Origin of the sequence: Amycolatopsis dongchuanensis, assembly GCF_039542405.1 — a bacterium.
Lineage (GTDB): Bacteria > Actinomycetota > Actinomycetes > Mycobacteriales > Pseudonocardiaceae > Amycolatopsis_E > Amycolatopsis_E sacchari.
Map to the genome: position 1 here is coordinate 53330 of NZ_BAABIB010000090.1, position 22950 is coordinate 76279.

The 22950-nt window shown below is 72.4% G+C and carries 20 protein-coding genes; 8 read left to right on the top strand and 12 right to left on the bottom strand.

Annotated elements, in window-relative coordinates; all coding sequences use genetic code 11:
- Nucleotides 1-23: 23 nt before the first annotated feature.
- Both ABFX51_RS24335 and ABFX51_RS24340 read right to left on the bottom strand, forming a co-directional pair.
- A complete protein-coding gene (locus tag ABFX51_RS24335) occupies nucleotides 24-1526 on the bottom strand; it encodes an FGGY-family carbohydrate kinase (protein ID WP_346055035.1) in 1503 nt (500 codons plus the stop codon).
- A complete protein-coding gene (locus tag ABFX51_RS24340; RefSeq protein ID WP_346055036.1) occupies nucleotides 1519-2934 on the bottom strand; it encodes an L-fucose/L-arabinose isomerase family protein in 1416 nt (471 codons plus the stop codon). The genes ABFX51_RS24335 and ABFX51_RS24340 overlap by 8 nt, the downstream gene beginning before the upstream one ends.
- A gap of 87 nt (nucleotides 2935-3021) precedes the next feature.
- Here ABFX51_RS24340 and ABFX51_RS24345 point away from each other — a divergent pair, with 87 nt between their 5' ends.
- Nucleotides 3022-4011 (top strand): LacI family DNA-binding transcriptional regulator, encoded by a 990-nt coding sequence (locus ABFX51_RS24345; protein WP_346055037.1) that lies wholly within the window; start codon nucleotides 3022-3024, stop codon nucleotides 4009-4011.
- On the opposite strand, the gene ABFX51_RS24350 is transcribed toward ABFX51_RS24345, so the two are convergent.
- Genes ABFX51_RS24350 through ABFX51_RS24360 form a run of 3 tightly spaced genes read right to left on the bottom strand, consistent with a single transcriptional unit; the run spans nucleotide 3995 to nucleotide 7586 of the window.
- The gene (locus ABFX51_RS24350) at nucleotides 3995-4984 is read right to left on the bottom strand and encodes a substrate-binding domain-containing protein (RefSeq protein WP_346055038.1); all 990 of its coding nucleotides are present in this window, start codon (nucleotides 4982-4984) and stop codon (nucleotides 3995-3997) included. The two genes, ABFX51_RS24345 and ABFX51_RS24350, sit on opposite strands and share 17 nt — an antisense overlap.
- A 23-nt stretch (nucleotides 4985-5007) precedes the next feature.
- Complete coding sequence (locus tag ABFX51_RS24355; protein ID WP_091513161.1) at nucleotides 5008-6027, bottom strand: ABC transporter permease; 1020 nt, start codon at nucleotides 6025-6027, stop codon at nucleotides 5008-5010.
- Complete coding sequence (locus ABFX51_RS24360) at nucleotides 6024-7586, bottom strand: sugar ABC transporter ATP-binding protein (RefSeq protein WP_346055039.1); 1563 nt, start codon at nucleotides 7584-7586, stop codon at nucleotides 6024-6026. The genes ABFX51_RS24355 and ABFX51_RS24360 overlap by 4 nt, the downstream gene beginning before the upstream one ends.
- Before the next feature lie 122 nt (nucleotides 7587-7708).
- Between ABFX51_RS24360 and ABFX51_RS24365 the strand changes: the two genes are divergently transcribed.
- Complete coding sequence (locus ABFX51_RS24365; RefSeq protein ID WP_346055040.1) at nucleotides 7709-8293, top strand: DNA-binding protein; 585 nt, start codon at nucleotides 7709-7711, stop codon at nucleotides 8291-8293.
- 18 nt (nucleotides 8294-8311) lie between these two features.
- On the top strand, nucleotides 8312-8965 hold the full coding sequence (locus ABFX51_RS24370; protein WP_346055041.1) for an RES family NAD+ phosphorylase: 654 nt from the start codon (nucleotides 8312-8314) through the stop codon (nucleotides 8963-8965).
- Here ABFX51_RS24370 and ABFX51_RS24375 read toward each other — a convergent pair.
- The 3 genes from ABFX51_RS24375 to ABFX51_RS24385 are packed head-to-tail and all read right to left on the bottom strand — an operon-like array spanning nucleotide 8947 to nucleotide 12423.
- A complete protein-coding gene (locus ABFX51_RS24375; protein ID WP_346055042.1) occupies nucleotides 8947-9489 on the bottom strand; it encodes a GNAT family N-acetyltransferase in 543 nt (180 codons plus the stop codon). The genes ABFX51_RS24370 and ABFX51_RS24375 overlap by 19 nt on opposite strands.
- An 11-nt stretch (nucleotides 9490-9500) precedes the next feature.
- Nucleotides 9501-11426: a S9 family peptidase gene (locus tag ABFX51_RS24380; protein WP_091513150.1), complete on the bottom strand. Its 1926-nt coding sequence runs from the start codon at nucleotides 11424-11426 to the stop codon at nucleotides 9501-9503.
- A 16-nt stretch (nucleotides 11427-11442) separates the two neighbouring features.
- The gene (locus ABFX51_RS24385; protein WP_091513147.1) at nucleotides 11443-12423 is read right to left on the bottom strand and encodes a TerC family protein; all 981 of its coding nucleotides are present in this window, start codon (nucleotides 12421-12423) and stop codon (nucleotides 11443-11445) included.
- 256 nt (nucleotides 12424-12679) lie between these two features.
- Between ABFX51_RS24385 and ABFX51_RS24390 the strand changes: the two genes are divergently transcribed.
- Genes ABFX51_RS24390 through ABFX51_RS24405 form a run of 4 tightly spaced genes read left to right on the top strand, consistent with a single transcriptional unit; the run spans nucleotide 12680 to nucleotide 17354 of the window.
- Entirely contained in the window at nucleotides 12680-15505 is a 2826-nt protein-coding gene (locus ABFX51_RS24390) for an alpha/beta fold hydrolase (RefSeq protein WP_346055043.1), read from the top strand.
- Entirely contained in the window at nucleotides 15505-16431 is a 927-nt protein-coding gene (locus ABFX51_RS24395) for an ABC transporter permease (RefSeq protein ID WP_091513142.1), read from the top strand. The genes ABFX51_RS24390 and ABFX51_RS24395 overlap by 1 nt, the downstream gene beginning before the upstream one ends.
- Before the next feature lie 13 nt (nucleotides 16432-16444).
- Entirely contained in the window at nucleotides 16445-16915 is a 471-nt protein-coding gene (locus ABFX51_RS24400) for a hypothetical protein (RefSeq protein WP_346055044.1), read from the top strand.
- Between the two features lie 58 nt (nucleotides 16916-16973).
- Nucleotides 16974-17354, top strand: a complete 381-nt coding sequence (locus ABFX51_RS24405; protein WP_091513138.1) for a VOC family protein — start codon at nucleotides 16974-16976, stop codon at nucleotides 17352-17354.
- A 21-nt stretch (nucleotides 17355-17375) separates the two neighbouring features.
- Here the strand turns inward: ABFX51_RS24405 and ABFX51_RS24410 are convergent, their stop codons facing one another.
- Nucleotides 17376-17969, bottom strand: a complete 594-nt coding sequence (locus tag ABFX51_RS24410; RefSeq protein ID WP_346055045.1) for a TIGR03086 family metal-binding protein — start codon at nucleotides 17967-17969, stop codon at nucleotides 17376-17378.
- Nucleotides 17970-18020: 51 nt separating this feature from the next.
- Between ABFX51_RS24410 and ABFX51_RS24415 the strand changes: the two genes are divergently transcribed.
- On the top strand, nucleotides 18021-18443 hold the full coding sequence (locus tag ABFX51_RS24415; RefSeq protein WP_346055046.1) for a MarR family winged helix-turn-helix transcriptional regulator: 423 nt from the start codon (nucleotides 18021-18023) through the stop codon (nucleotides 18441-18443).
- Between the two features lie 613 nt (nucleotides 18444-19056).
- On the opposite strand, the gene uvrB is transcribed toward ABFX51_RS24415, so the two are convergent.
- The 3 genes from uvrB to ABFX51_RS24430 form a co-directional block, all read right to left on the bottom strand.
- Nucleotides 19057-21216 carry an excinuclease ABC subunit UvrB gene (gene uvrB / locus ABFX51_RS24420; protein ID WP_346055047.1) on the bottom strand — a complete coding sequence of 720 codons (2160 nt, stop codon included), beginning with the start codon at nucleotides 21214-21216 and terminating at the stop codon, nucleotides 19057-19059.
- A gap of 56 nt (nucleotides 21217-21272) precedes the next feature.
- Entirely contained in the window at nucleotides 21273-21530 is a 258-nt protein-coding gene (locus tag ABFX51_RS24425; RefSeq protein ID WP_346055048.1) for a hypothetical protein, read from the bottom strand.
- Nucleotides 21531-21661: 131 nt separating this feature from the next.
- Complete coding sequence (locus ABFX51_RS24430) at nucleotides 21662-22924, bottom strand: PucR family transcriptional regulator (RefSeq protein WP_346055049.1); 1263 nt, start codon at nucleotides 22922-22924, stop codon at nucleotides 21662-21664.
- Between the last annotated feature and the right edge of the window lie 26 nt (nucleotides 22925-22950).

The following is a 22950-nucleotide window of genomic DNA, read 5'->3' on the forward strand; positions in this document are numbered from 1 at the left end:
CCGCGTCGGGGATCAAGAGCCCTTCATGATGCCCCGGCGCGGTCGGCGGCCTGCTGCTGGGCGGCGAGGAAGTGCGCGGTGTCCCTCGTGGCCGGGTAGAGCGCCCGGTAGTGGGCGTAGAACTCCTCGTACACGGCGGCACGCGCGGAATCCGGCCGCACCGTCGTGGCGACCGGGTTCCAGGAGCCGGGCTCGGCGCCGGTCGCGACGGCGGCCAGCAGGGCGTCGCCGTACGCCGCGCCGATCGTCTCGACGGGCACCTGCTGCTCGCTGCCCGTCACGTCGCTCACGATCTGCGTCCACAGCCCGCCCTGGGTGCCCCCGCCGACCGCGACGAGACGCCGCGCCTCGCCGCCGGAGGCCTGCATCGCTTCGAGGTTGTGCCGCACCCCGTACGCGATGCCCTCCAGCGCCGCGCGGTACAGCTCGCCCAGCCCGTGCCCGGTCGTCAGCCCGGCGATCACGCCCCGGGCGTCCGGGTCGAACAGCGGGGTGCGCTCGCCCGCGAAGTACGGCAGCAGCAACAACCCACGGCTGCCCGCGGGCACGGCTGCCGCCTGCCGCACCAGTTCCGCGAAGTCGCCGCCGACGAGCTTCCGCAGCCAGTCGGTGATCGCGCCGGACGTCGCCATGCCCGCCGCGAGCGAGTACGTGCCGGGGAACGCCCCGCACGTCGTCCACAGCCCGGTGTGCGGCCTCGGGTCGGCGAGCACCTGGACGAGGAACATCGTCGTGCCGTACATGACCATCGTGTCGCCGGGATCGGACACGCCGACGCTGGCCGCCTCCGCCCAGGCGTCGACCGTGCCGCCGGTGACCGGAAGTCCTTGCGGCAGACCGGTGTCCGCGGCCGCGGCGGCGGTGATCGTGCCCGCCACCTCGGTGGGCCACACCAGCCGCGGCAGCTCGATGCCGGGTGCGACGCGCTCGGCCCAGTCCGTGGCCCACTCCCCCGCGCGCAGGTCGTACATCGGGTCGCACTGGCTCGCCGAGTGGTGGTCCAGCACGTACTCACCGGTCAGCCGGTGCACGAGGTACGAGCTGGCCATCAGGAACAGCCGCGCGCGCTCGAACACCTCGGGTTCGTGCCGCGCCAGCCATCGCCACTTCGGCCCGACCGCCTGCGACGACAACGCCGTGCCCGCCCGCTCCAGGATCGCCTCGGCGCCGAACTCCTCGGTCAGCTCCTCGATTTCCCGGTGCGCGCGGGTGTCCACGCCGTACAGGATCGCGGGCCGCAGCGGCCGTCCGCCGGCGTCGGCGGGCAGCAGCACCGGACCGATGCCGCTGACGGCCAGGCCCGCCAGCGGCCTGCCGTCCGCAGCCGTCACCAGCTCCCGGCACAGGGCCAGGAAGTCCTGCCACCACACGGTTTCCGCGTCGTGCTCCACCCAGCCCGGGTGCGGGTACGACGTCTCGTGCGAGCGCGAAGCGCGGGCGAGGATCTCGCCGCGCGACGTGACCAGAACCCCCTTCGAACTCGACGTGCCGATGTCGATCCCGAGCAGCAGGCCGCGCTCAGCCACGGGACCACTCGTCGACCCGGACGCCCAGCATTGCCGCGGCGGCGCGCAGTTCGGCGCGGACGTCGCCGGGCACGGCGTGGATGTGGTTGGCCCCGAACTCCGACAGGAACCGCTCCCCTGCCACGTCGAGCCGCGCGAACGCGTGCGGCCACTCCGGTGTGGACTGCCGCATCAGCTCGGTGTTCGTGGCGTCGTCGTAGCTTTCGAACTCGCCGAGCATGAGCTGCAGCCGGTACTCCCCCGCCTCGCGGGTCAGCCGGCCCAGCGTCATCCGCCCCGACGCGGCGATGTGCTGGACGGACGCCCCGCCCGCGGGGAAGAAGAACACCTCGGGGTAGAAGTGCACCTTCGCCAGGTTCTCCGCCGGGTCGTCGCTGCGGGCGGCGTACCAGGTGGCGTGCTGGCCGGAGTTGCACAGGTCCCAGATGTCGCGGTCGGCGTGGTAGTGCCGGACGTCGGCGAACAACACCGGGGTGCCGGTGATCCGGTGGAACAGCTGCATGGTCAGCGCGCCGTCCATGTCCGCCTCGGTGGCGGTGACGTGGACGTCCTTCGGACCGTTCCAGTCGTACGGGTCGTTGAGGAACGCCTCGGTGACGTCCATCGTGGCGAAGTGCTCGGTCAGCTCGGGCTGGCCCTTGATGCCGGAGAAGTCCAGCTTCCGCTCGGCGATGATGTCGCGGATCGCCAGGTACGAGCGGATCTGCCGCTCCAGCAGTTCCGGGGTGAGCTTCTTGCCGTCGTAGTGCACGCCCGCGGCGTGCGCCTCGATCCACTCGCGCGCCTTGGCCGCTTCACCCGCGTCGGCCCGCTCCGCGCGCAGGACCAGTTCGTACTGGTCGATCTCCTCGACGTCGATCCCGAACTGGCGCATCCACTGGTCGGTGTTGGCGACGGCGGTGTTCATGCCCATCGGACGACCGCCGAAGCGGCCGAACGTCGAGCCCCGCAACGACGCGACGGCGCTCGCCGCGCGCGCTTGCACACCGATCTTCTCGACCAGCTCCGCGTCGTCCGGTGCGCCCCACAACCGCGTGTGCGCGCGGCCGATCTGGTCGAGCGCCCCGCCCGCGGCGAGCATGCCGACGAGCCCCGGCTCCGTCGGATCAGTGCTGGCGACGAGCACGAGCGGGCTTCGCGTGGCGTCCGCGGCGAGCATCGTGAAGTGCGGGAAGCTCCAGACGGCGTAGTAGAACACGGTGACGTCCACGCCGGCCGCGGCGACCTCGCGGGCGACGGACGTGGCGAGGGTGTTGGTGGCGACCAGTTCGCTCCCCGCGACCACGTCGTGCCCCGCTGCGCTCAGCGACCGGACGAGCGCGTCCTGTTTGGACTGGATGAACCCCGCGTTGCGGGCGTGCACATGGTCACGCCCATCGGAAATACTGACGACGCCGATGCGGGCCACAATGCCTCCTAGTGCGGGTAATCGATTACTCGGGACGCTATGCTTCGACGGACGGCACTGTCAAGGGTGCCGGGAAGGGAGGTCGCCGTGGCGACCATCAGCGACGTCGCCAGGAGGGCGGGCGTCTCCACGGCGACGGTGTCCAGGGCGCTCAACGGCAAGTCCACAGTGGACCCGGCGCTGGTGGCGAGGGTCCGCGCGGCGGCCGACGAGCTGGGCTACCACCCCAACGGACTGGCGCGGAACCTGCGCCGCCAGGAGACGGCGGTGCTCGCGCTGATCATCGCCGACGTGGAGAACCCGTTCTTCACCTCGATCGCGCGCGGGGTCGAGGACGTGGCGCAGACCGCCGGGTACTCCGTGGTGCTGTGCAACTCCGACGAGAACGCCGAAAAGGAGCTGCGGTACATCGACGTCGCGTTGCAGGAACGGGTCGCGGGCGTCGTGCTCTCCCCCGCCGACGCGTCCTCCAGCGTCGAACGGCTCCGGCAACGCGGCACCCCCGTCGTCGCCGTCGACCGCCCGCTGACCGAATGCGACCAGGTGCTCGTGGACTCGCGGCGCGCCGCGCGGCAGGCCACCGAGCACCTGCTCGGCGCCGGGTACACGCGCATCGGCTGCGTCACCGGCCCCGCCGGCGTGCGCACGGCCGACGACCGCCTCGCTGGCTACCGCGACGCGCTCGAAGCCGCGGGCCGCGACCGCTACCTCGAACGCCGGGGCGAGTACCGCGCCTCGGGCGGCAGGCAGGCCACCGAAGCCCTGCTCGCCGAGTCGCCCGACGCGCTGCTCGTGGCGAACAGCGCGATGGCGATCGGCGTGCTGGAGGTGCTGGGCGAGGCCGGCCTGCGCCCCGGCCGCGACGTCGGCGTGGTCGCGTTCGACGACGTCCCGTGGGCCACGCTCGTGGACCCGCCGCTGACCGTCGTCGCCCAGCCCGCCTACGACATCGGCACCGCCGCCGCGCGGTTGCTGCTCGCGCGGATCGCCGATCCCTCGCTGCCGCCCTCCTCGACCGTGCTCGAGGCCCGGCTCATCGAGCGCGGCAGCACCCGGCGCGTCACCCCCCGGCGTTGAGCCTCGCGTAGACCTGGGCCGCGTTGTCCCTGGTGACCAGCTGCGTGCCCAGCGTCTGCGTCTTGGGCACCGGCTGGCAGTCCAGCAGGATGCGCTTGGCAGCGTCGATCGCCTCCTTGCCGCCGGTGGGGTAGAGGAAGGTGGCGGACAGCCTGCCCGCCTCGACGGCCTTGATGCCGCCGGATTCGATGGGCAGCCCGTCGATCCCGGTGATCGGCAGGTCCGCGCGGCCGGCGTTCTGCGCCGCGATCCGCGCGCCCTCGGCCATCGGGTCGTTCTGCGAGTAGATCGCCTGCACCTCGGGGTGCGCCTTGAGGATCGCGTCGGCCTGCTGCTGCCCCTTGTCGCGCAGCCAGTCGCCGTCCTGCGTGGCGACGATCTGGATGCCGCTGCCCTCGATGCCCTGCGCGAACCCGTCGCCGCGCTCCTTCGCCGGGGTCGAACCGGCGAGCCCGCGGATCTCGGCGATCTTGCCGCCGTTCGGCAGCAGCACCTTCGCGAAGTACTGCCCGGCCTGCCTGCCGATGTCCACGTTGTCCGCGCCGATGAACTCGGTGTACGCGTCGCCGTCGACCTTGCGGTCGAGGACCAGCACCGGGATCCCCTTGTCGTAGGCGCGTTTGACGGGCGCGGTCAGCGGGGTCGCCTCGTTCGGGCTGATGATGAGCAGGTCCACCTGCTGCGTCACGAAGTTGTCGACCTGCTCGACCTGTTTGGAGTTGTCCTGCGCGGCGTCGGCGAAGTTGACCTTGAACTGCGGCACCTGCGCCGCGGCGGCGCGGATGTCGTCGTCCATCCGCTGCCGGTAGGGCTCGGCGACGTTGGCCTGGCTCATGCCGATCGTGTAGCTGCCGGACGGGCCCCCGCACTTCCCCGGGGCGGACGGCCCGCCCGCCCCGGTGTTCTCGTGCGTCGTCCCGCAGGCCGCCAGCACGACGCACGCGCCGAGGACGAGGGCTGACTTCCTTGTCATACCAACCCCTTTTTGTAGTCTGTTCAGGACACCGAGGCGGGCCGCAGCCGCTGCAGGCCCGCCGCGAGGACGATCACCAGCCCGATGACCAGCAGCTGGACGTTGGAGTCCACGTTGTTGAGCGCGAGGATGTTGCGCAGCACCCCGACCAGCAGCGCCCCGGCCACGGTGCCGACGACGGAGCCGCGGCCGCCGGACAGGCTGGTCCCGCCGATCACCACCGCGGCGATGGCGTCCAGTTCGTACATCGCGCCGTCGTTCGGCCCGCCGAAGTTGAGCTGCCCCGCGTGCACGATGCCCGCGAGCGCCGCGAGCAGGCCGCAGATCCCGAACACCACGACCTTCACCCGGCGGACCGGCACCCCGGACAGCCGCGCGGCCTTCTCGTTGCCGCCGATCGCGTAGACGTGCCGGGAGAACGCGCTGACCCGCAGCAGCACCACCGCGAGCGCGGCGACCCCGACGAAGATCAGCGCGGGGATCGGCACCACGCCGTCGAACGTGCGCTCGCCGAGCAGCGAGAACGCCACCGGCGCCTGCCCCGGCGCGTCGCCGTAGGTGATCGTGACGCCCTGCCCGCCCGACCAGATCCGGGCCAGGCCGCGGGCGATCTGCATCCCCGCGAGCGTCACGATGAAGGCCTGGATCTTGAACTGCGAGACCGCGAACCCTTGCAGCAGACCGAAACCGAGCCCGATCGCCAGCACGGCGAGCACCACCGGTACGACGCCGAGGCCGTTGTCGACGAGCAGCACCGCCGAGCCGACGCTGGCCAGGCCGAGCACCGAGCCGACCGACAGGTCGATGCCGCCGATGAGGATCACCAGCGTCATCCCGACCGCGAGGATGCCGATCTCGGAGATCGAGCGCACGACGTTGAACAGGTTGCCGGAGTCCAGGAACAGCAGCTGCCCGTTCTTGCTCGGCGAGTACACGACCGCCGCGAGGAACACCACCACCAGCCCGAACAGGCTCTGGAACCGGAACACCGCCGCCAGCACGTCGTGCCGCCGCGCGGGGACCTCCGTCAGTTCCGCCGTCATCGCCTGCCTCCCACCAGGTCCTCCAGCTGCCCCTGCCCCATCGCGGCGGCGAGCAGGTCCGCCTCGGAGGTGTGCCCGGTGTCCAGCTCCCGCACCGTGCGCCCGCCCTGCAGCACGACGACCCGGTGGCAGACGCCGATCAGCTCCGCGGGCTCGGACGAGGCGAGCAGCACGCCCACCCCGCGCTCCGCGACCTCGCCGAGCAGCCGGTAGATCTCGGCCTTGGCACCGACGTCCACCCCTCGCGTCGGCTCGTCGAGCAGCAGCAGGCGGGGCTCGGTGAGCAGCCCGCGCCCGAGCACCACCTTCTGCTGGTTACCGCCGGACAACGCGCCCGCCGGGGCGCGCAGGGACGCGAGCTTCACCCCCAGTCGTTCCACGGAAGCCCGTGCCACCTGCTGCTCGCGCCTGCGCGGCACCCAGCCCAGCCGCGCGATCCTGTCCACAACGGACAGCACCGTGTTGGCGAGCACCGAGTGCTCCAGCGCGAGCCCGGAGATCCGCCGGTCCTCCGGCACGAACGCCAGCCCGAGCCGGAGCGCGTGCCGCGGGCTGCGCGGCCGGACCTCCTCGCCCGCCAACAGGACCTTCCCCTGCCAGGTCCCCTTGGTGCCGGCGCCGTACAGCGTCTCCAGCAGCTCCGTGCGCCCCGAGCCGAGCAGCCCGGCGAGCCCGACGATCTCCCCCTTCCCGACCCGCAGGTCGACCCCGGCCGGGTCCCTGCGCCCCGGCCGGGGCCGCCGCGTCCGCACCGCCAGACCCTCGACCCGCAGCAGCTCCTCCCCCGCCGCGGCGTTCCCGGTGGTGCGGAACACGAGGTGCACCGGGCGCCCGACCATCGCTTCGGACGCCTGTGCCGCCGTCATCGACCGCGCGTCGAACCCCGCCACCACCCGCCCGTTGCGCAGGACGGTCGCGCGGTCGGCGACGCGGCCGATCTCCTCCATCCGGTGCGAGATGTAGACGATCCCGGCGCCCGCGCGCCGCAGTTCAGCGATCACCTCCAGCAGGCGCTCCACCTCGGGCGCGGACAGCGCGGACGTCGGCTCGTCCATGACGAGGATGCGGGCGTCGAGCGAGAGCGCCTTCGCGATGACGACGAGCTGCTGCTCGCCGGTGCGCAGCTGCTCCACGGGCCGCCGCGGGCCGAAGCCGACGCCCGCCCGCTCCAGCAGCGCGGCGGTGTCGCGCACCATCCGCCGCCGGTCGACGGCGCCGAGCCGGGTGCGGGGCTCGCGGCCGAGGAACACGTTCTCCGCCACGGACAACGCGGGCACGAGGTCGAGTTCCTGGTGGATCATCGCGATGCCGGCGTGCTGCGCGTCGGCGGGTCCGGTGAGGCGGACGGACCTGCCGTCGATCCTGATCTCGCCGTGGTCCGGGGTGAGCTCGCCGGACAGCACCTTCATCAGCGTCGACTTCCCGGCGCCGTTCTCGCCCAGCAGCGCGTGCACCTCGCCGGCGTGGAGGGTGAAGTCGACCCCGCGGACGGCCTGGGTGCCGCCGAAGGACTTGCTGATCCCCGTCAGCTGGGCCAGCGGAGCGCCGTCGTGGTCCACGCGCACCTCCGCCGTCGCCCGGGAAATCGATTACCAGGCAAGCTAGAGTGACACAGGACACATGTCAAGCACATTCCCCGCGACCGCGCACGGAAGCGCACACCTGCGCTAGCCTGAGGGGCGTGACGGTCGCGCTGAAAGCCGTGCTCGCCAGGGCGGGCCTCCGGATCGACGCCGCGGACTTCCTCGCGCTGGTCGAGGACGCGGCCCGCCGCCTGGACGCACCGGACCCGGAACCGTCCCGGTTCTTCACGCCCGCGCAAGGGAAAGCGCTCGCCGAAGCGGGTCTCGACCTCTCGCCCTACCACGAGGACGAGCCCGACCCCCGCGCCCGCGCGGTCGCCGCTCACGCCGTGCTGGCCGAGTCCGCGCTCACCGTGCCCGCGGCGGCCGACCGGCTCGGCGTCGACGCCAGCCGCGTCCGGCACCGCCTCGCCGAGCGCAGGCTCACCGGCTGGAAGGACCAGGGCGGCTGGCGGCTGCCCGCGTGGCAGTTCACCGACGACGGCGTGCTGCCCGGCCTCGACACCGTGCTCGCCGCCCTGCCCGCCGGCCAGCCCGCGCTCGTGGTCGCCGCGTTCATGACCCACCCGCAGGACGACCTGGTGATCGCCGGTGAACCCGTCAGCCCGCGGCAGTGGCTGCTCGCCGGTGGCGATCCCCGTCCCGTGGCGGCGCTCGCCGCCACGCTCGGCACGGCCTTCTGAGGCGGGCCCCCGCACCTGATGGCCCGGCTCCCCCTGCCGCCCGGACGCGGCACGCTCATCGCCGCCCGGCGGAACGAGGACGTCGTCGCCGTGCACCCGGCCACCAGCCTGGTCCGGATCTTCAGCGCGGGCGGCTCGCACCCGCAGCGCTGGAACACCTTCCGCCGCTTCGGCCCGCTGCCCCACGGCCGGTTCGACCCGCAGCCGCCGGGGCACGGCGGCGCTCCCGCCGAGGACCCGGGCAACGGCGTGGCCTACTTCGGGCTCTCCGTGCGCACGAGCGTGGCCGAGGTGTACCAGACGACGTCCATTGTGGACCGCCACACGAACGCGCCCCAGCTGGTCGTCGTGCACCCCGCCCGGACGTTGCGGCTGCTCGACCTGTCCGGGCTGTGGCCGACGCGGGCCGGCGCTTCGCAGGAGATCTCCAGCGGCCCCAAGCAGGTCACGCAGGCGTGGGCGCGGGCGATCCGCGCGGCCTTCGACGACCTCGACGGCCTGTGGTACCGCTCGTCGATGGACGGCGGCGGGCCCTCGGTGTGCCTGTGGGACCCGCCGGCCGCCGGGGCGCTGCCCGCCGAACCGGACGTGCTGCTGCCGCTGGACCACCCGGGCCTGGACATCCCGCTGGCCAGGGTGTGCGAGCAGCTGAACTACGTCCTGCTCTCCTGAAGCGGCCGCGAGTACCGCACCTCCGGCACGGCCTCGCCGCCGACGTCCAGGTCCGCCGACACCTCGTCGCAGCTCCAGCCGCGCGCCTCGTAGAACCGCCGCGCGGGCAGGTTCCCCCGCAGCACCCACAGCACCGCGTGCCGGAACCCGTGCGCGGCCAGGTGCCCGAGCCCCGCCTGGTGCACGGCGAACCCGGCACCCGTGCCACGCCACCGGGGATCGGCGTAGATCGCGCACAGCTCCCCCGTCGGCAGCACCGGGTGCCGGTCGGACTCCTGCCGCGCGGCGCTGACGAACGCGTACGCGCACGGCACGGAGTCCTTGCCCACCGCGACGAACATCGCCGAGGGCTCGGCGTCACCGCGCAGGCGGGCCGCCCACCGCTCCCGCACGGTCTCCTGGCGCATGCCGTCGAGGTAGGCGTCCGGCAGCAGTCCCCGGTAGGCGGCGCGCCAGCCCGCGATGTTGATCTCGGCGATCCGCGCCGCGTCCGCGGGCACGGCGCGCCGCACCGTCCAGTTCACGGTCCGATTCCCTACAGGTACCGCGCCCACCAGTCGAGGATGGCGTCGAACCGCTGGATCCGGTGCCGTGGCTTGCCGGAGCGGCTCAGCTCGTGCCCCTCGCCGGGGAACAGCAGCATCTCCGCCTCCGTGCCGTTGCGCTTGAGCGCGACGTACAGCCGCTGCGCCTGCTCCAGCGGGCAACGCCAGTCGTGCTCGGAGTGCATGACCATGAACGGGATGCGGATGCGGTCGGCGTAGGTCAGCGGGCTGCGGTCGAGCTGCGTCTCCAGGTCGCCGCCGACGTACGCGTCGACGAAGGACCAGCCGATGTCGGAGCTGCCGACCATCGAGTCCCACGCGTTGACCGCGCGCTCGCTCCACGCGGCGCGGAAGCGTTCGCCGTGGTGCGCGGACAGCCACGTGGTCATGAACCCGCCGTAGGAACCGCCCATGACGCCGACGCGCGAGGAGTCGAGGTCCGGCTGCGCCAGCGCGGCGTCCAGCAGGGCCAGCAGGTCGTCGGCGTCCACGGTGCCGAAGGCCTTGACGATCGCGCGGCCGTGGCTCTGCCCGTAACCCGCCGACCCGCGCGGGTTGCCGAGCACGACCGCGTACCCGGCCGACGCGTACACCTGCGCCTCGTCGAACAGGCCCCAGTCGTACGCGGCGAAGGGGCCGCCGTGCACGACGAGCAGCACCGGGTGCGGGCCCTCGCCCTCGGGCCGGACCAGCCAGCCGTGCACGGGGTAGCCGTCGGGCGCGGTCGCGGTCAGTTCCTCCAGCGGCCGGGTCCCCTTCTCCCGCAACGGCTTCGACCAGTCGGTGAGCACCCGCTGCGTGTCCCCGTCGATGAGCACGACGTCACCGGCGCTGTCGGGACGGGCGATGACGGCGGCGATCCGGTTCCCGTCCGCGGTGAACGACCGCACCGCGGCCCGCTCCCCCGCGACGAGGGTGAGCTTGTCCAGCGGCGCTTCCTCCGCGTCCCGCGGCACCGCGCGCAGCTCGACCGCGCCGCGGTTGAGCACCGCCACGAGCACCTGGTCGCCGAACACCGCGGGCGCTCCGGCGCCGCCGAAGCAGTGCACGGTCTCGGCGTCGGTGACCCGGCGCGGGGTGGCGACGCCCTCGGACAGCTTCGCCGACCACAGCCCGGGGTTGCGGGCCTCGGCGAAGGGCCAGGTGAACTCGGCCCCGATGAACCACACCGTGCCGTCTTCGGTGACCGTCAGCTTCTCGACCCCACCGGCGCTGCGCACCACGAGCACCGGCTCGCCCCCGGCCGCGGGCACGGCGTAGAGGTCGGTCTCCTCCGTCTCCGCGTCGCCCCACTCGCGCTGCGCGACGACGAGAATCCTTTCGCCGTCAGGAGTCCACGTCGGCTCGGAGACATCGACCCGCTCGTCGGTCAGCGGCGAAAGTTCCTCGGCGGGTGCGTCGGTGTCGACGACGAACAGCCGCTGGGGCCGGTCCCGCAGGAAGCCGATGTTGTCGATCCGGTAGTCGTACCGCGTGATCCGCCGCGGTGCCTCCTCGGCGGGTTCGAGCTTCTCGCCGTCCTCGGTCGGCACGCCGTAACGGCCGGGCTCGGGCACGCGCGCGGTGAACGCGATCCGGCGCGAATCCGGTGCCCACACCGGCTGTCCCACCCCGAGCGGCAGGTCCGTCAGGCGCCGGGCGTCGCCGCCGTCGACGGGCATGACGTACAGCTGCGGGCTCGCCTTGGCCTCCGCGCGGAGGAAGGCGACCCGGCGCCCGTCGGGGGAGAGGACGGGCGCCGAGTCACGCTCGCCGTGGGTCCACTGGGTGGTTTCGCCGTCGAGGCCGATCCGCCACAGCGCGCCGCGGTAGGTGTTGCCTTCCGCGTGCGGGGCGGAGTCCCCCACGAGCAGCAGGTCCCCGTGGAGGGCCGGCGTGCCCGGGGTGCGGAGCAGTTCGATGTCGGTGGGACGCATACCCGGACAGTACAACTCAGCGTTCGCTTGCCTGCTCCACAGCCGCTTCCCGTGCGGAGTCCCGCCTGCTCTTCAAAAGGCTCGCGACGGTCGTGATCGTCAGGACGACGACGATGACGCCGAGCGACATCCAGTTGTTGATGTCCAGCCAGTCCGGCACCGCGTGGTACTCGTGCAGCGCGTGCAGGATCAGCTTGGCGCCGATGAAGCCGAGGATCACCGCGAGCCCGTAGGACAGGTAGACCAGCTTGTTCACCAGCCCGCCGAGCAGGAAGAACAACTGGCGCAGGCCCATCAGCGCGAACGCGTTGGCGGTGAAGACGAGGAACGCCTCCTGCGTGATGCCGAAGATCGCCGGGATCGAGTCGACCGCGAACAGCAGGTCGGCGCTGCCGATGGCCACGATCACCACGAACATCGGGGTCAGCCACCGCCTGCCGTCCCGCTTGACGGTCATCTTGTGGCCGTGGAATTCGTCGGTTACGGGGTAGACCTTGCGGATCCACCGCACGACGGCGTTCTCGCGGTACTCGTCGTCGTGGTCGTTGCCCCGCACCATGCTGATCGCCGTCCACACCAGGACGGCGCCGAACAGGAAGAACACCCACACGAACTGGTTGATGAGCGCCGCGCCGATCGCGATGAACACGCTGCGCATGGCCAGCGCGAGCAGTATCCCGACGAGCAGCACCCGGTGCTGGTGGATCAGCGGCACCTTGAACGACGCCATGATCACCATGAAGATGAACAGGTTGTCGACCGAGAGCGAGTACTCGGTGAGGTAGCCGGTGAAGAACTCGACGCCGGGGTCGTGCCCGGCGAAGATCCACACGCCGGCCCCGAACAGGACGGCGCACGAGACGTAGAAGACCACCCACTTGGCGGCCTCACGAGTAGTCACCTCGTGGGGTTTGCGGTCGACGATCACGAGGTCGATCGCGATCAGGACGAGCAGGCCGACGATGGTGGCGGCCCACAGCCACAGGGGCACGGACATCTGAGAAACAACCTCCGGTTAGCGCGCACAGCAGCTAGCCGGAGGTCTCTTCCGCCGGTTCCGAAGAACCGGCCGGCGGTACCGGGGGCCCCGAAGGGCCGCCGTGCTGACGACACCGCCGCGAAGGAATACTCCCCTCCACTATCCGGTCCATTCTGTCCGATCTCGGGCCGGCCCGCCAGCTAAGGTCAGCCTTATCACTCTTGACCGGGACCGCCGCCGCTCGTTCTCAGCAAACTTCCCATACGGTTTCGGGGTGCCCCGAATACCGCTGCCACACACCCGCCGCTCCCGGTTGCTGACGCTGGGTGTCGTCGTGGTGCTGCTCGCCGCCGCCGGGCTCGTCTGGGCCGGAGCCGGTGACGACGCCCCTCCCGTCGCGAGCCAGGACGCCGTGCTCGACGTGCCCGCCGCCCCCGGTTCCGCCGAGCTCGTGCACCTCGACACCACGCTGTACCTGCCCGACCGCACCCCGGCGCCGGCCGTCCTGCTGCCGCACGGGTTCGGCGGCGACAAGACGAGCGTGGCCGGGCAGGCGCAGGAGCTGGCGCGCCGCGGGTTCGTGGTGCTGACGTGGTCGGCCCGCGGGTTCGGGCACAGCACGGGCCAGATCGGGCTCAACGACCCGAACCTCGAAGTGGCGGACGCCGCCCGGCTCGTCGACTACCTCGCGAAGCGGCCCGACGTGCGGCAGGACGGCCCGGGCGACCCGCGCGTGAGCGTCCTCGGCGCCTCCTACGGCGGCGCGCTCGCGCTGCTGCTGGCCGGCACCGACAAGCGCGTCGACGCGATCGCACCGGTGATCACGTACAACGACCTCGCGCAGGGGCTCGTGCCGAACGCCGCGAGCGCCACCGCGCCCGCCGCGACCCCGGCCGCCGGGGCCTTCGGCGCGGACGGCGTGTTCAAGCGGTCCTGGGCCGGGATCCTGTTCTCCGCGGGAGCCGGGGGCACGGGCGCGAGAGCCGGAGGCGGTGCGGAGGCACCGGAACCCGGGCAGGAGAGCGAAAACGACAGCGGTGCGCAGGGCGGCGGAGGCGGTGCCGCGCCCGCCGCGGCGCAGCAGCAGCTGCCCTCGTCGGCGGCCGTTTGCGGGCGGTTCACGGCCGAGATCTGCCAGGCCTACACGGAACTCGCCACCACCGGCCGGGTCAGCCCGGCCACCGCCGACCTGCTGCACCGGCTCTCCCCCGCGACCGTGACGTCGAAGATCACCGTGCCGACGCTGCTCGTGCAAGGCGAGAACGACACGCTGTTCGGGCTCGACCAGTCCGACGCGACGGCACGGCAGATCGCCGCGGCGGGCGGGAAGGTGCAGCAGATCTGGTACGCGGGCGGGCACGACGGCGGGCAGCCGGGGCCGCGGCTGCGCGCGAAGATCGCCGACTGGCTGTGGTTCCAGCTCACCGGTGAGGGCAGCGACCCGGTGACCGGGTTCGCCTACGACGTGCAGGGTTCGCTGCGGGCGTCCGGTTCGCCGTCGGTGCGGATCGTGACCGCCGACGGGTACCCCGGCCTCGACGGCGGTGCGCCCCAACGGAACCCGCTCGCGGTGCGGGGTGGCGAGCAGACCGTGGTGAACCCGCCGGGCGGCGTGCCCGCGGCGGTCAGCGGCATCCCCGGCCTCAACGGCCTCGCCGGGTCCTCCCGCGTCTCCGGGCTGTTCGGCATCGATCCGCCGGGGCAGTCCGCCCGGTTCACCACCGCGCCCGTGGACTCCCAGCTGCTCGTCGCCGGGTCGTCGACGGTCCGCCTGCGGATCGCGGGCACCGCGCCCGAGGCCGTGCTGTTCGCGAAGCTGTACGACGTGAGCCCCGACGGCACGCGGACGCTGCCCGCGAACGCGGTCGCGCCGATCCGCGTGCCGCTCGCCGGTGGTGCCGCCGAGGTGACCGTGACGCTCGCGGGGATCGTGCGGCCGATCGAGTCGGGGCACGCGCTGCAGCTCGTCGTCACCACCACCGACCAGGCGTTCGCGACGCCGATCGAGCCCGCGGCGTACCAGATCTCGGTCGAAGGCGGGCTTTCCGTGCCGGTGGTCCCCGGGACGGCGGCGGGCGCGGGCTGGCCGCTGAGCAACCTGCTGGCGATCATCGGCGTCCTGCTCGCCGCGCTGGTGGTCGCGGTCGTCGCGGCACTGCGGCGGCGCCGGGCGCACTCCACGGATCCGGAGCTGGCCGGCGTGCCGCTCGTGATCGAAGGGCTCACCAAGTCCTACCCCGGCGGGCTCACCGCGGTGCGGGACCTGTCGTTCCGGGTGGAGGCCGGGCAGGTCCTCGGGCTGCTCGGGCCGAACGGCGCGGGCAAGACGACGACGCTGCGCATGCTGATGGGCCTCATCACCCCGACCGCGGGGCAGATCAGGGTGTTCGGCCACCAGGTGCGGCCCGGCGCGCCGGTGCTGTCGCGGATCGGGTCCTTCGTGGAGGGTTCGGGGTTCCTGCCGCACCTGTCCGGCGAGCTGAACCTGCGGCTGTACTGGGACGCGACGGGACGGCCCGCCGAGCAGGCGCATTTCGCGGAGGCGCTGGAGATCGCGGGGCTGGGCTCGGCGGTGCACCGCAAGGTGCGCACCTACAGCCAGGGCATGCGGCAGCGGCTCGCGATCGCGCAGGCGATGCTCGGACTGCCGGAGCTGCTCGTGCTCGACGAACCCACCAACGGGCTCGACCCGCCCCAGATCCACCAGATGCGCGAGGTGCTGCAGCGCTACGCCTCGACCGGCCGGACCGTGCTGGTGTCGAGCCACCTGCTGGCCGAGGTCGAGCAGACCTGCACGCACGTCGTGGTCATGCACCGGGGCGCGCTCGTCGCGGCCGGCCCGGTGAGCGACATCGCCGCCGAGGGCGGCGAGGCGACGTTCCGGGTGGACGATCCGCAGGCCGCGGCCGCGGCGCTGCGCTCGGTCGGCGGGGTGTCCGATGTGGACATCGAGGGCGAGCTGGTGCACGCGAACCTGGACGGGCTGCCGCGCGCGGACGCGGTCGCGGCGCTGGTGCGGGCCGGGGTGGCGGTCGAGCAGGCCGGGCCCCGGCGGCGGCTGGAGGACGCGTTCCTGCGTCTCGTGGGTGAGGAGTCGTGATGGCCGACAACGGGGTGCACACCGATCCCGCGGCGCTGGACGAGCTGACCGAACTGGCCTCGCGCGAGCAGGTGCGCAGCGGGCCGGACGGCGCCGTCGCGGGCTACCGGGCGGGGCGGACGCTGCGGCTGGGGGTGGAGCTGCGGCGCCAGCTCCGCCGCCGCCGCACCCAGCTGGTGCTCGGGTTCGTCGTGCTGCTGCCGTTCATCCTGGTGGTGGCGTTCCAGATCGGGCAGTCCAGCCCGAACCGGCGCTCGGGCGGGTTCGTCGACCTCGCGACGGCCAGCGCGCCGAACTTCGTGGTGCTGGCGTTGTTCGTGGCGGGCAGCTTCCTGCTGCCGACGATCGTCGCCTTGTTCTTCGGGGACACGATCGCGAGCGAGGCCTCGTGGTCGAGCCTGAAGTACCTGCTGGCGATTCCCGTGCCACGGCACCGGGTCCTGCGGCAGAAGGCGGTCGCGTCGGGGCTGCTGTCGGTGCTGGCGCTGGTGCTGCTGCCGCTGGTGTCGCTGGCGGTGGGGCTGATCTGGTACGGCGCGGGGGACGCGATCAGCCCGACCGGGGACGCGATCCCGTTCGGGCGGAGCCTGCTGGTGATCGTGGTCGCGACGGTGTACATCGTGATCCAGCTGGCGTGGGTGGCCGGGTTGTCGCTGCTGCTGAGCGTGTCGACGGACGCGCCGCTGGGCGCGGTCGGCGGTGCGGTGCTGGCGGCGATCCTGTCGCAGATCCTGGACCAGATCACGGCGTTGGGCAGTCTGCGCAACTACCTGCCGACGCACTACTCCTACGCGTGGCTGGACCTGATCGCGACGGACATCGACTGGGGCACCATCGCGGCGGGGGTGCTGTCGGCGGTGGTCTACGGGACGGTGCTGACCCTGCTGGCCGCGCGGAGGTTCGCGACGAAGGACATCACGAGCTGAGATACTGCGCGGCATGAACGCTGTCACGGTGACGCGGCCGCCCGCCGCGGTGGTGCGGTTGCTGAACCCGGCGGTGCTGGCGGCGTTGCGCACGCCGCTGGGCGGGCCGCTCGGGCGGTCGGTGCTGGTGCTGCGGTTCACCGGCCGCCGGACCGGGCGGCGCTACCGGGTGCCGGTCACGGCGCACCGGTGGGACGACGGGCTGATGGTGCTCACGAGTGCGCCGTGGCGGGTGAACTTCCGCGGCGGGCGGGACGTCGACGTGACGTTCGAGGGGCGGACGACGCCGATGCGCGGGGTGCTCGTGGAGTACGCGCGCACGGTGGCCGAGACGTACGCGAAGCGGATCGAGGAGCTGGGGCCGGAACAGGCCCAGCGGCGGCTGGGGCTGAAGTTCGCGGCGGGCCGGGCGCCCACGGTCGACGAACTGGTGGCGGCCGTGGAGCGGGAACACCTTTCGGTGCTGTGGCTGAAGCCGCGATGACGGGGCGCCCGGTCGCGTAAACTCGACCGATCCCTTCCCCGCAGGCGAGGAGGTGTCCATGCCTCGGCCGGTCCACTTCGAGATCCACGCGAGCGACCCGGAACGCGCGATCACGTTCTACAAGACGGTGTTCGACTGGTCCTTCGAGCGGTGGGGCAGCAACCGGTACTGGCTCATCAGCACCGGCGACGGTCCCGGGATCGACGGCGGGCTCGTCCCCCGGCAAGGCCCCGCCCCGGTCGACGACGCGCCGCTGAACGCCTACCCGAACACGATGGAGGTGCCGGAGCTGGACCTCGCCCTGCGGCGGGTGCGGCAGGCCGGCGGCGGGGTCGTGGTGCCGAAGACCGCGCTGCCGGGCATCGGGTGGCTGGCGTACTGCAAGGACACCGAGGGGAACCTGTTCGGGCTGCTGGAGAACGATCCCAGCGCGGAGTAAGCGCTTTCCCGGTTTTCGGTGTCACCAGGCGGGGTCGCGGCCGAGTGTCGCGACGATCCGGTCGAGCAAGGCGCCGTCCCGTGCCGCGCTTTGCCGTGCCGCGACGCCGGGCTGCACCGCGACGCCGGGCTGGAAGGCGGCGCCTGGGCGGCGCCGCTCCTCACCGTCGGGCACCTGGCGCGCCACCTCCCACGCGGGCGCGAGCACCGTGTCGTCGAGGGGCACGTCGGTGCCGATGGCGCGGGCGAGGTCCCAGGCGTGGACCACGTAGTCGATGAAGTGGAAGGCCATGGCCTGCTCGGCGGGGAACGGCTGTTCGCGGATTTCGGGCAGCAGCAAGGCCGAACCCGCTTCCCGGAACGCGATGAGCACGTCCGCGCCGGCGGCGAGGTAGTCGGCGACCGGATCCGGCGCGGGGGCGGGCAGCCGCCAGTCGGCTCGTTCGCCGCGGGCGGCGGCCGCGAAGCCGCGGTGCTGGACGGCCATGTGGGTGAGCAGGTTCGCGACCGTCCATTCGGTACACGGCGTGGGGCGGGAGAGGTCGGCGTCGGTCACCCGGGTCGCGACGGCCACGCTGGCGAGTACTGCCGCGCGGTCAAGTTCTTTGATGTGCATGAGTAGACGATATGCAGCTGCTTATCATCTGTGCAAGCTATATTTTCTCCCGTGACGGACCGACCTGATCTCGCGGCGATGCTCGTGCCGCTGGGGCGGAGCCTGATGCGCGCGGAGGAGCCGGTGCTGCGGGCGCACGGCCTGACGATGTGGGCGTACTCCGTGCTGCTCGCGCTGCGGGAACAGGGCGCGCGGACGCAGGCCGCACTGGCGGCCCGCATCGGTGCCGACAAGACCCGCCTGATCCCCGTCCTCGACGACCTGCAGGACCGCGGTCTCATCGAACGCCGCCCCGATCCGGCCGACCGCCGCGTCCGGCTGCTGTCGATCACTGTCGAGGGGCGGCGCCTCGCGGAGCGGGCGCAGGCGGAGATCCAGCGGAACGAGGAGCAGGTGCTGGGCAAGCTGCCGCCCTCGGAGCGGGCCGTGTTCCTGCGGGCGCTACGCACGTTGGCGGATGCGGTGCGGGAGTAGGGGTCGCTCCGGGGTGGGACGGTGGGGGCGGCGGTCGGGGGCACGGGCAGGGGGCGCCGGGGGCAGCGGGGCCCTGCGGACGGTGGCGGCACCGACGGTCGGGGCACGCGCGGCGGGACGGCACTGTGGCGCGCCAGGCACCGGCAGCGAGGGCACCCCGGGGCGTGGACACCGAGGATGGCGGGCGCCGGTCACGACTTAGCGGCACTGGCCCGCCACGGGCAGGGCACGGCATTCCGCCGGGACATCGGCGGCAGGAGGCCTTGCAGTAGGCGCCAACCAGCGGGTCACGGCATGGCACGGCCACCCGCGCCGGAAGCCGCCGGACCCGCCAGGGCGGTGCGCGGCCCTGCGAGATCCGCCGAAAGCCGCCGGACCGCGCGACGCCTGCTGGGCCCGCGAGACCCGACCGCCTGGCGAGCCTGCCTGACGGCGCCCGGCCCCGCGAAGCCCCGAAGCCCGCTGGCCCCACCAGATCCGCCGAAAGCCGCCGGACCGCGTGGCGAGGCCTGCCAGGCCCGCGAGCCCCAACCGCCCAGCGAGGCCCGCCAGACCGCGCCCCGCCCCGCGAGATCCACCGGAAGCCCGCCGGGCCCGCGACGCCCACCGCGGCCTACTTGATGCCTGCCGCGTCCATGCCGCGCAGTTCCTTCTTCAGGTCCGCGATCTCGTCCCGGAGGCGGGCCGCCAGTTCGAACTGGAGGTCTCGCGCCGCCTGCATCATCTGGTCCGTCATGGACTGGATCAGGTCCGCCAGCTCCGCCCTCGGCATGGCCGACACGTCCCTGTCCACGAGGACTCCCGACGAGCGGCCGCCCCCACCCTGGACGGGCTTCTTCCCGCGCGACGCGTTCCGGCCCGAGCCTCCGACCTCGATGTCCTTCTCCGAGTCCTCGGCCTCGCTGTACACCCTGTCCAGGATGTCGGCGATCTTCTTCCGCAGCGGCTGCGGGTCGATGCCGCGCTCCTCGTTGTACGCGATCTGCTTGGCACGCCTGCGGTTCGTCTCGTCGATGGCGTACTGCATCGAGTCCGTGATCTTGTCGGCGTACATGTGGACCTCGCCCGACACGTTGCGGGCCGCGCGGCCGATCGTCTGGATCAGGGACGTGCCGCTGCGCAGGAAGCCCTCCTTGTCGGCGTCCAGGATCGACACCAGCGAGACCTCCGGCAGGTCCAGCCCCTCACGCAGCAGGTTGATGCCCACCAGCACGTCGAAATCACCGGAACGCAACTGCCGCAGCAACTCCACGCGCCGCAGGGTGTCCACTTCGGAATGCAGGTACCGCACCCTGATCCCGAGCTCCAGCAGGTAGTCGGTCAGGTCCTCGGCCATCTTCTTCGTCAGCGTCGTGACCAGCACCCGCTCGTCCCGCTCGGCACGGACCCGGATCTCGTGCACCAGGTCGTCGATCTGCCCCTCGGTCGGCTTGACGACGATCTGCGGGTCCACCAGCCCCGTCGGGCGGATGACCTGCTCCACGAACTCGCCACCGGTCTGCCCCATCTCGTACGGCCCCGGCGTCGCCGACAGGTACACCGTCTGCCCGATGCGGTCGGTGAACTCCTCCCACGTCAGCGGCCGGTTGTCCAGCGCGCTCGGCAGCCGGAAACCGTGCTCCACCAGCGTGCGCTTGCGCGACGCGTCACCCTCGTACATGCCGCCGATCTGCGGCACCGTCACGTGGGACTCGTCGATGACCAGCAGGAAGTCGTCCGGGAAGTAGTCGATCAGGGTGGCCGGGGCCGATCCCGCCGGCCGGTCGTCGATGTGGCGCGAGTAGTTCTCGATGCCCGAACAGAACCCGACCTGCCGCATCATCTCGATGTCGTAGGTCGTGCGCATGCGCAGCCGCTGCGCCTCCAGCAGCTTGCCCTGCTTCTCGAGCTTCGCCAGCTGCTCCTCCAGCTCGGCCTCGATGCCGCGGATCGCCCTCTCCATGCGCTCCGGGCCCGCGACGTAGTGCGTCGCCGGGAAGATGCGCACCTCGTCGACCTCGCGCACGATCTCGCCGGTCAGCGGGTGCAGGTAGTACAGCTTGTCGACCTCGTCGCCGAAGAACTCGACCCGGATGGCCAGCTCCTCGTACGCCGGGATGATCTCCACCGTGTCCCCGCGCACCCGGAACGTGCCGCGCGAGAACGCCAGGTCGTTGCGGGTGTACTGCACGTCGACCAGCGCCCGCAGGAACGTGTCGCGCTCGACCTCGGCGCCCACCGCCAGCTTCGTGGACCGGTCGAGGTAGGACTGCGGCGTGCCGAGGCCGTAGATGCACGACACCGACGCGACCACGATGACGTCCCGCCGGGAGAGCAGGTTCATCGTCGCCGAGTGGCGGAGGCGCTCCACGTCGTCGTTGATCGACGAGTCCTTCTCGATGTACGTGTCCGTCTGCGGGACGTACGCCTCGGGCTGGTAGTAGTCGTAGTAGCTGACGAAGTACTCGACCGCGTTGTGCGGGAACAGCTCGCGCAGCTCGTTGGCCAGCTGGGCGGCCAGCGTCTTGTTCGGCGCCATCACCAGGGTGGGCCGCTGCACGCGCTCGATCAGCCACGCCGTGGTGGCCGACTTGCCGGTGCCGGTGGCCCCGAGCAGGACGACGTCCTTCTCCCCCGCCTTGAGCCTGCGCTCCAGCTCGTCGATGGCCGCCGGCTGGTCACCGGCGGGCTGGTAGTCGCTGACGACCTCGAACCGCCCACCGGTCCGGGGGATGTCGGAAACCGGGCGGAACTCGGACTGCGCGAGCACGGGGTGTTCGGTTGCGAAAGCCACGAGACCAGGGTAGGCGCACCCACCGACAATTTGCGGCGGTCCCGCTCCGGCGCAGGTCAGCGCAGCTGGAGGCTGGTGCGGCGGGCCTGCCGGGCCAGGCACGCCTCGCACGGCATCCCGGCGATGCCGTCGAGCACCTCGGCCTGCGCGGGCAGGATCGTGGCGCCGCACAGCGCCACCAGCTCGGTCGGGATGGGGCCGGTGGCGGGCAGCGGCACGATGTGGCTCACGCGACGGCACTCGCCCACCACGCCGCGGCGCAGGCGGATGACCGCCAGCAGCTCGGCCGGTTCGGCGTGGACGAGGTTTCCCATGGGGGAATCTTAAACCGGAATAATCGCGATCGCTTCGTGCCAACGGCCCAACGATCACCCGGACAGCTGGTGCCTTGAACCGAAAACAAGACCGGCGCCCGCCCGCTGTTCACCCTTTCGTGCGACGGATTTCAGGGTGCGGCCAGCACGGCGGGCCCCAGCCGCTGGCACACCTTGAGCGCCAGCTCGACGTCCAGCCGGTTGTCGGTGATGGGGCGGCCGAGCGTCTCCTCCGCCTTGCGCACGCGGTACTGGACCGAGTTCTTGTGCATGGTCAGCCGCGCCGCCGCGGCGGTGTAGCTGCCGCCCGTCGCGAGGAACACCAGCAGCGTCTCGCGGAGGCGTTCGTGCTGCTCGTCGTCGGTCGCGAGGGGGCCGAGGATGTCGGCGACCCAGCTCCTGGTCGCCGCGAGGTCGGAGGTCATCAGCACGATCGTGCCGACGTCGCGGAAGGTCAGCGCGCGCTCGCACTGCTCCCCCGCCGTCACGGCGAGCGCGTGCACGCGCTCGGCCTGCCGGTGGCTGCGCCGGAACCCGTCGATGCCCTCGCCGGGGTCGCCCAGCACGAGCCGGACCGTGGACTCCGCCGAGTCCAGCACGCGCCGCACGTGTTCCTCTTCGGGCAGCACGGCCTTCTCCAACGGGAACCACACCCACGCGCAGCGCTCGTCGGCGGGCACGAGCAGCGGCTGTCCCGACGTGGGCAGGCCGCCGGCAACCGCCGCGGTGACCGATTCCAGCGCGCCCAGCGCGTTGCCCTGCGCCGGTTCCACCGCGTGCCAGACGATCATCGCCAGGTGCGTGCCCCGCAGCCGGTACCCGAGCGAGGTCTCCACGCCGGCCGCCTCGGCGCCGCCGCCGCCCTTGAGCAGCTCGCGCACGCGCGCGGCCCGCACGGCGCTGCGGTTGAGCAGCCAGCGGTCGCGCTCCTCCTGGTAGGCGGACACGACCTGCTGCGTGACGCGGTCGATGAAGGCGAACGCGCCGGTGAGCGCGCGCTGCATCATCGCGCCCAGCAGGTCGGGATCGCGGATCTGGTCGCGGCCCTCGGCGAGCGCGTGGTTGAGGATCGCGGTCTGGCCCAGGTAGTAGGCGCGGATGAGGTCGATGACGGGCGTGCCGCGCTGGGCGAGGCGCCGCGCGTACTCCATGGCCGCGGCCGGTGCTTCGACGCGCGTGGGGTCGATCCCGTGCTGGAAGATCCGCATGGCGGTGTCGAGGTTCTGGAACAGGCTCGCCGCGAGCAGGCTGACGACGCTCTCGTCGTCGTTCACCAGGTTCGGCAGTTCCGTCGCGTACAGCTGCACCATCTCGCCGGTGAGCTCGCCGACCCGTTCGCCCAGCCCCGCCGCGATGCGCGCGACGGCTTCGGTCACGACAGCTTCGTCCAGCACGCGATCACCCTACCGGCGTGACACTC

What these genes read in the sequence shown, in the direction of transcription:
- ABFX51_RS24350 (WP_346055038.1), bottom strand. Translation starts at nt 4,984, where the DNA reads ATGACAAGGAAGTCAGCCCTCGTCCTCGGCGCGTGCGTCGTGCTGGCG.
- ABFX51_RS24355 (WP_091513161.1), bottom strand. Translation starts at nt 6,027, where the DNA reads ATGACGGCGGAACTGACGGAGGTCCCCGCGCGGCGGCACGACGTGCTG.
- ABFX51_RS24370 (WP_346055041.1), top strand. Translation starts at nt 8,312, where the DNA reads ATGGCCCGGCTCCCCCTGCCGCCCGGACGCGGCACGCTCATCGCCGCC.
- ABFX51_RS24380 (WP_091513150.1), bottom strand. Translation starts at nt 11,426, where the DNA reads ATGCGTCCCACCGACATCGAACTGCTCCGCACCCCGGGCACGCCGGCC.
- ABFX51_RS24385 (WP_091513147.1), bottom strand. Translation starts at nt 12,423, where the DNA reads ATGTCCGTGCCCCTGTGGCTGTGGGCCGCCACCATCGTCGGCCTGCTC.
- ABFX51_RS24395 (WP_091513142.1), top strand. Translation starts at nt 15,505, where the DNA reads ATGGCCGACAACGGGGTGCACACCGATCCCGCGGCGCTGGACGAGCTG.
- ABFX51_RS24400 (WP_346055044.1), top strand. Translation starts at nt 16,445, where the DNA reads ATGAACGCTGTCACGGTGACGCGGCCGCCCGCCGCGGTGGTGCGGTTG.
- ABFX51_RS24405 (WP_091513138.1), top strand. Translation starts at nt 16,974, where the DNA reads ATGCCTCGGCCGGTCCACTTCGAGATCCACGCGAGCGACCCGGAACGC.
- ABFX51_RS24410 (WP_346055045.1), bottom strand. Translation starts at nt 17,969, where the DNA reads ATGCACATCAAAGAACTTGACCGCGCGGCAGTACTCGCCAGCGTGGCC.
- ABFX51_RS24425 (WP_346055048.1), bottom strand. Translation starts at nt 21,530, where the DNA reads ATGGGAAACCTCGTCCACGCCGAACCGGCCGAGCTGCTGGCGGTCATC.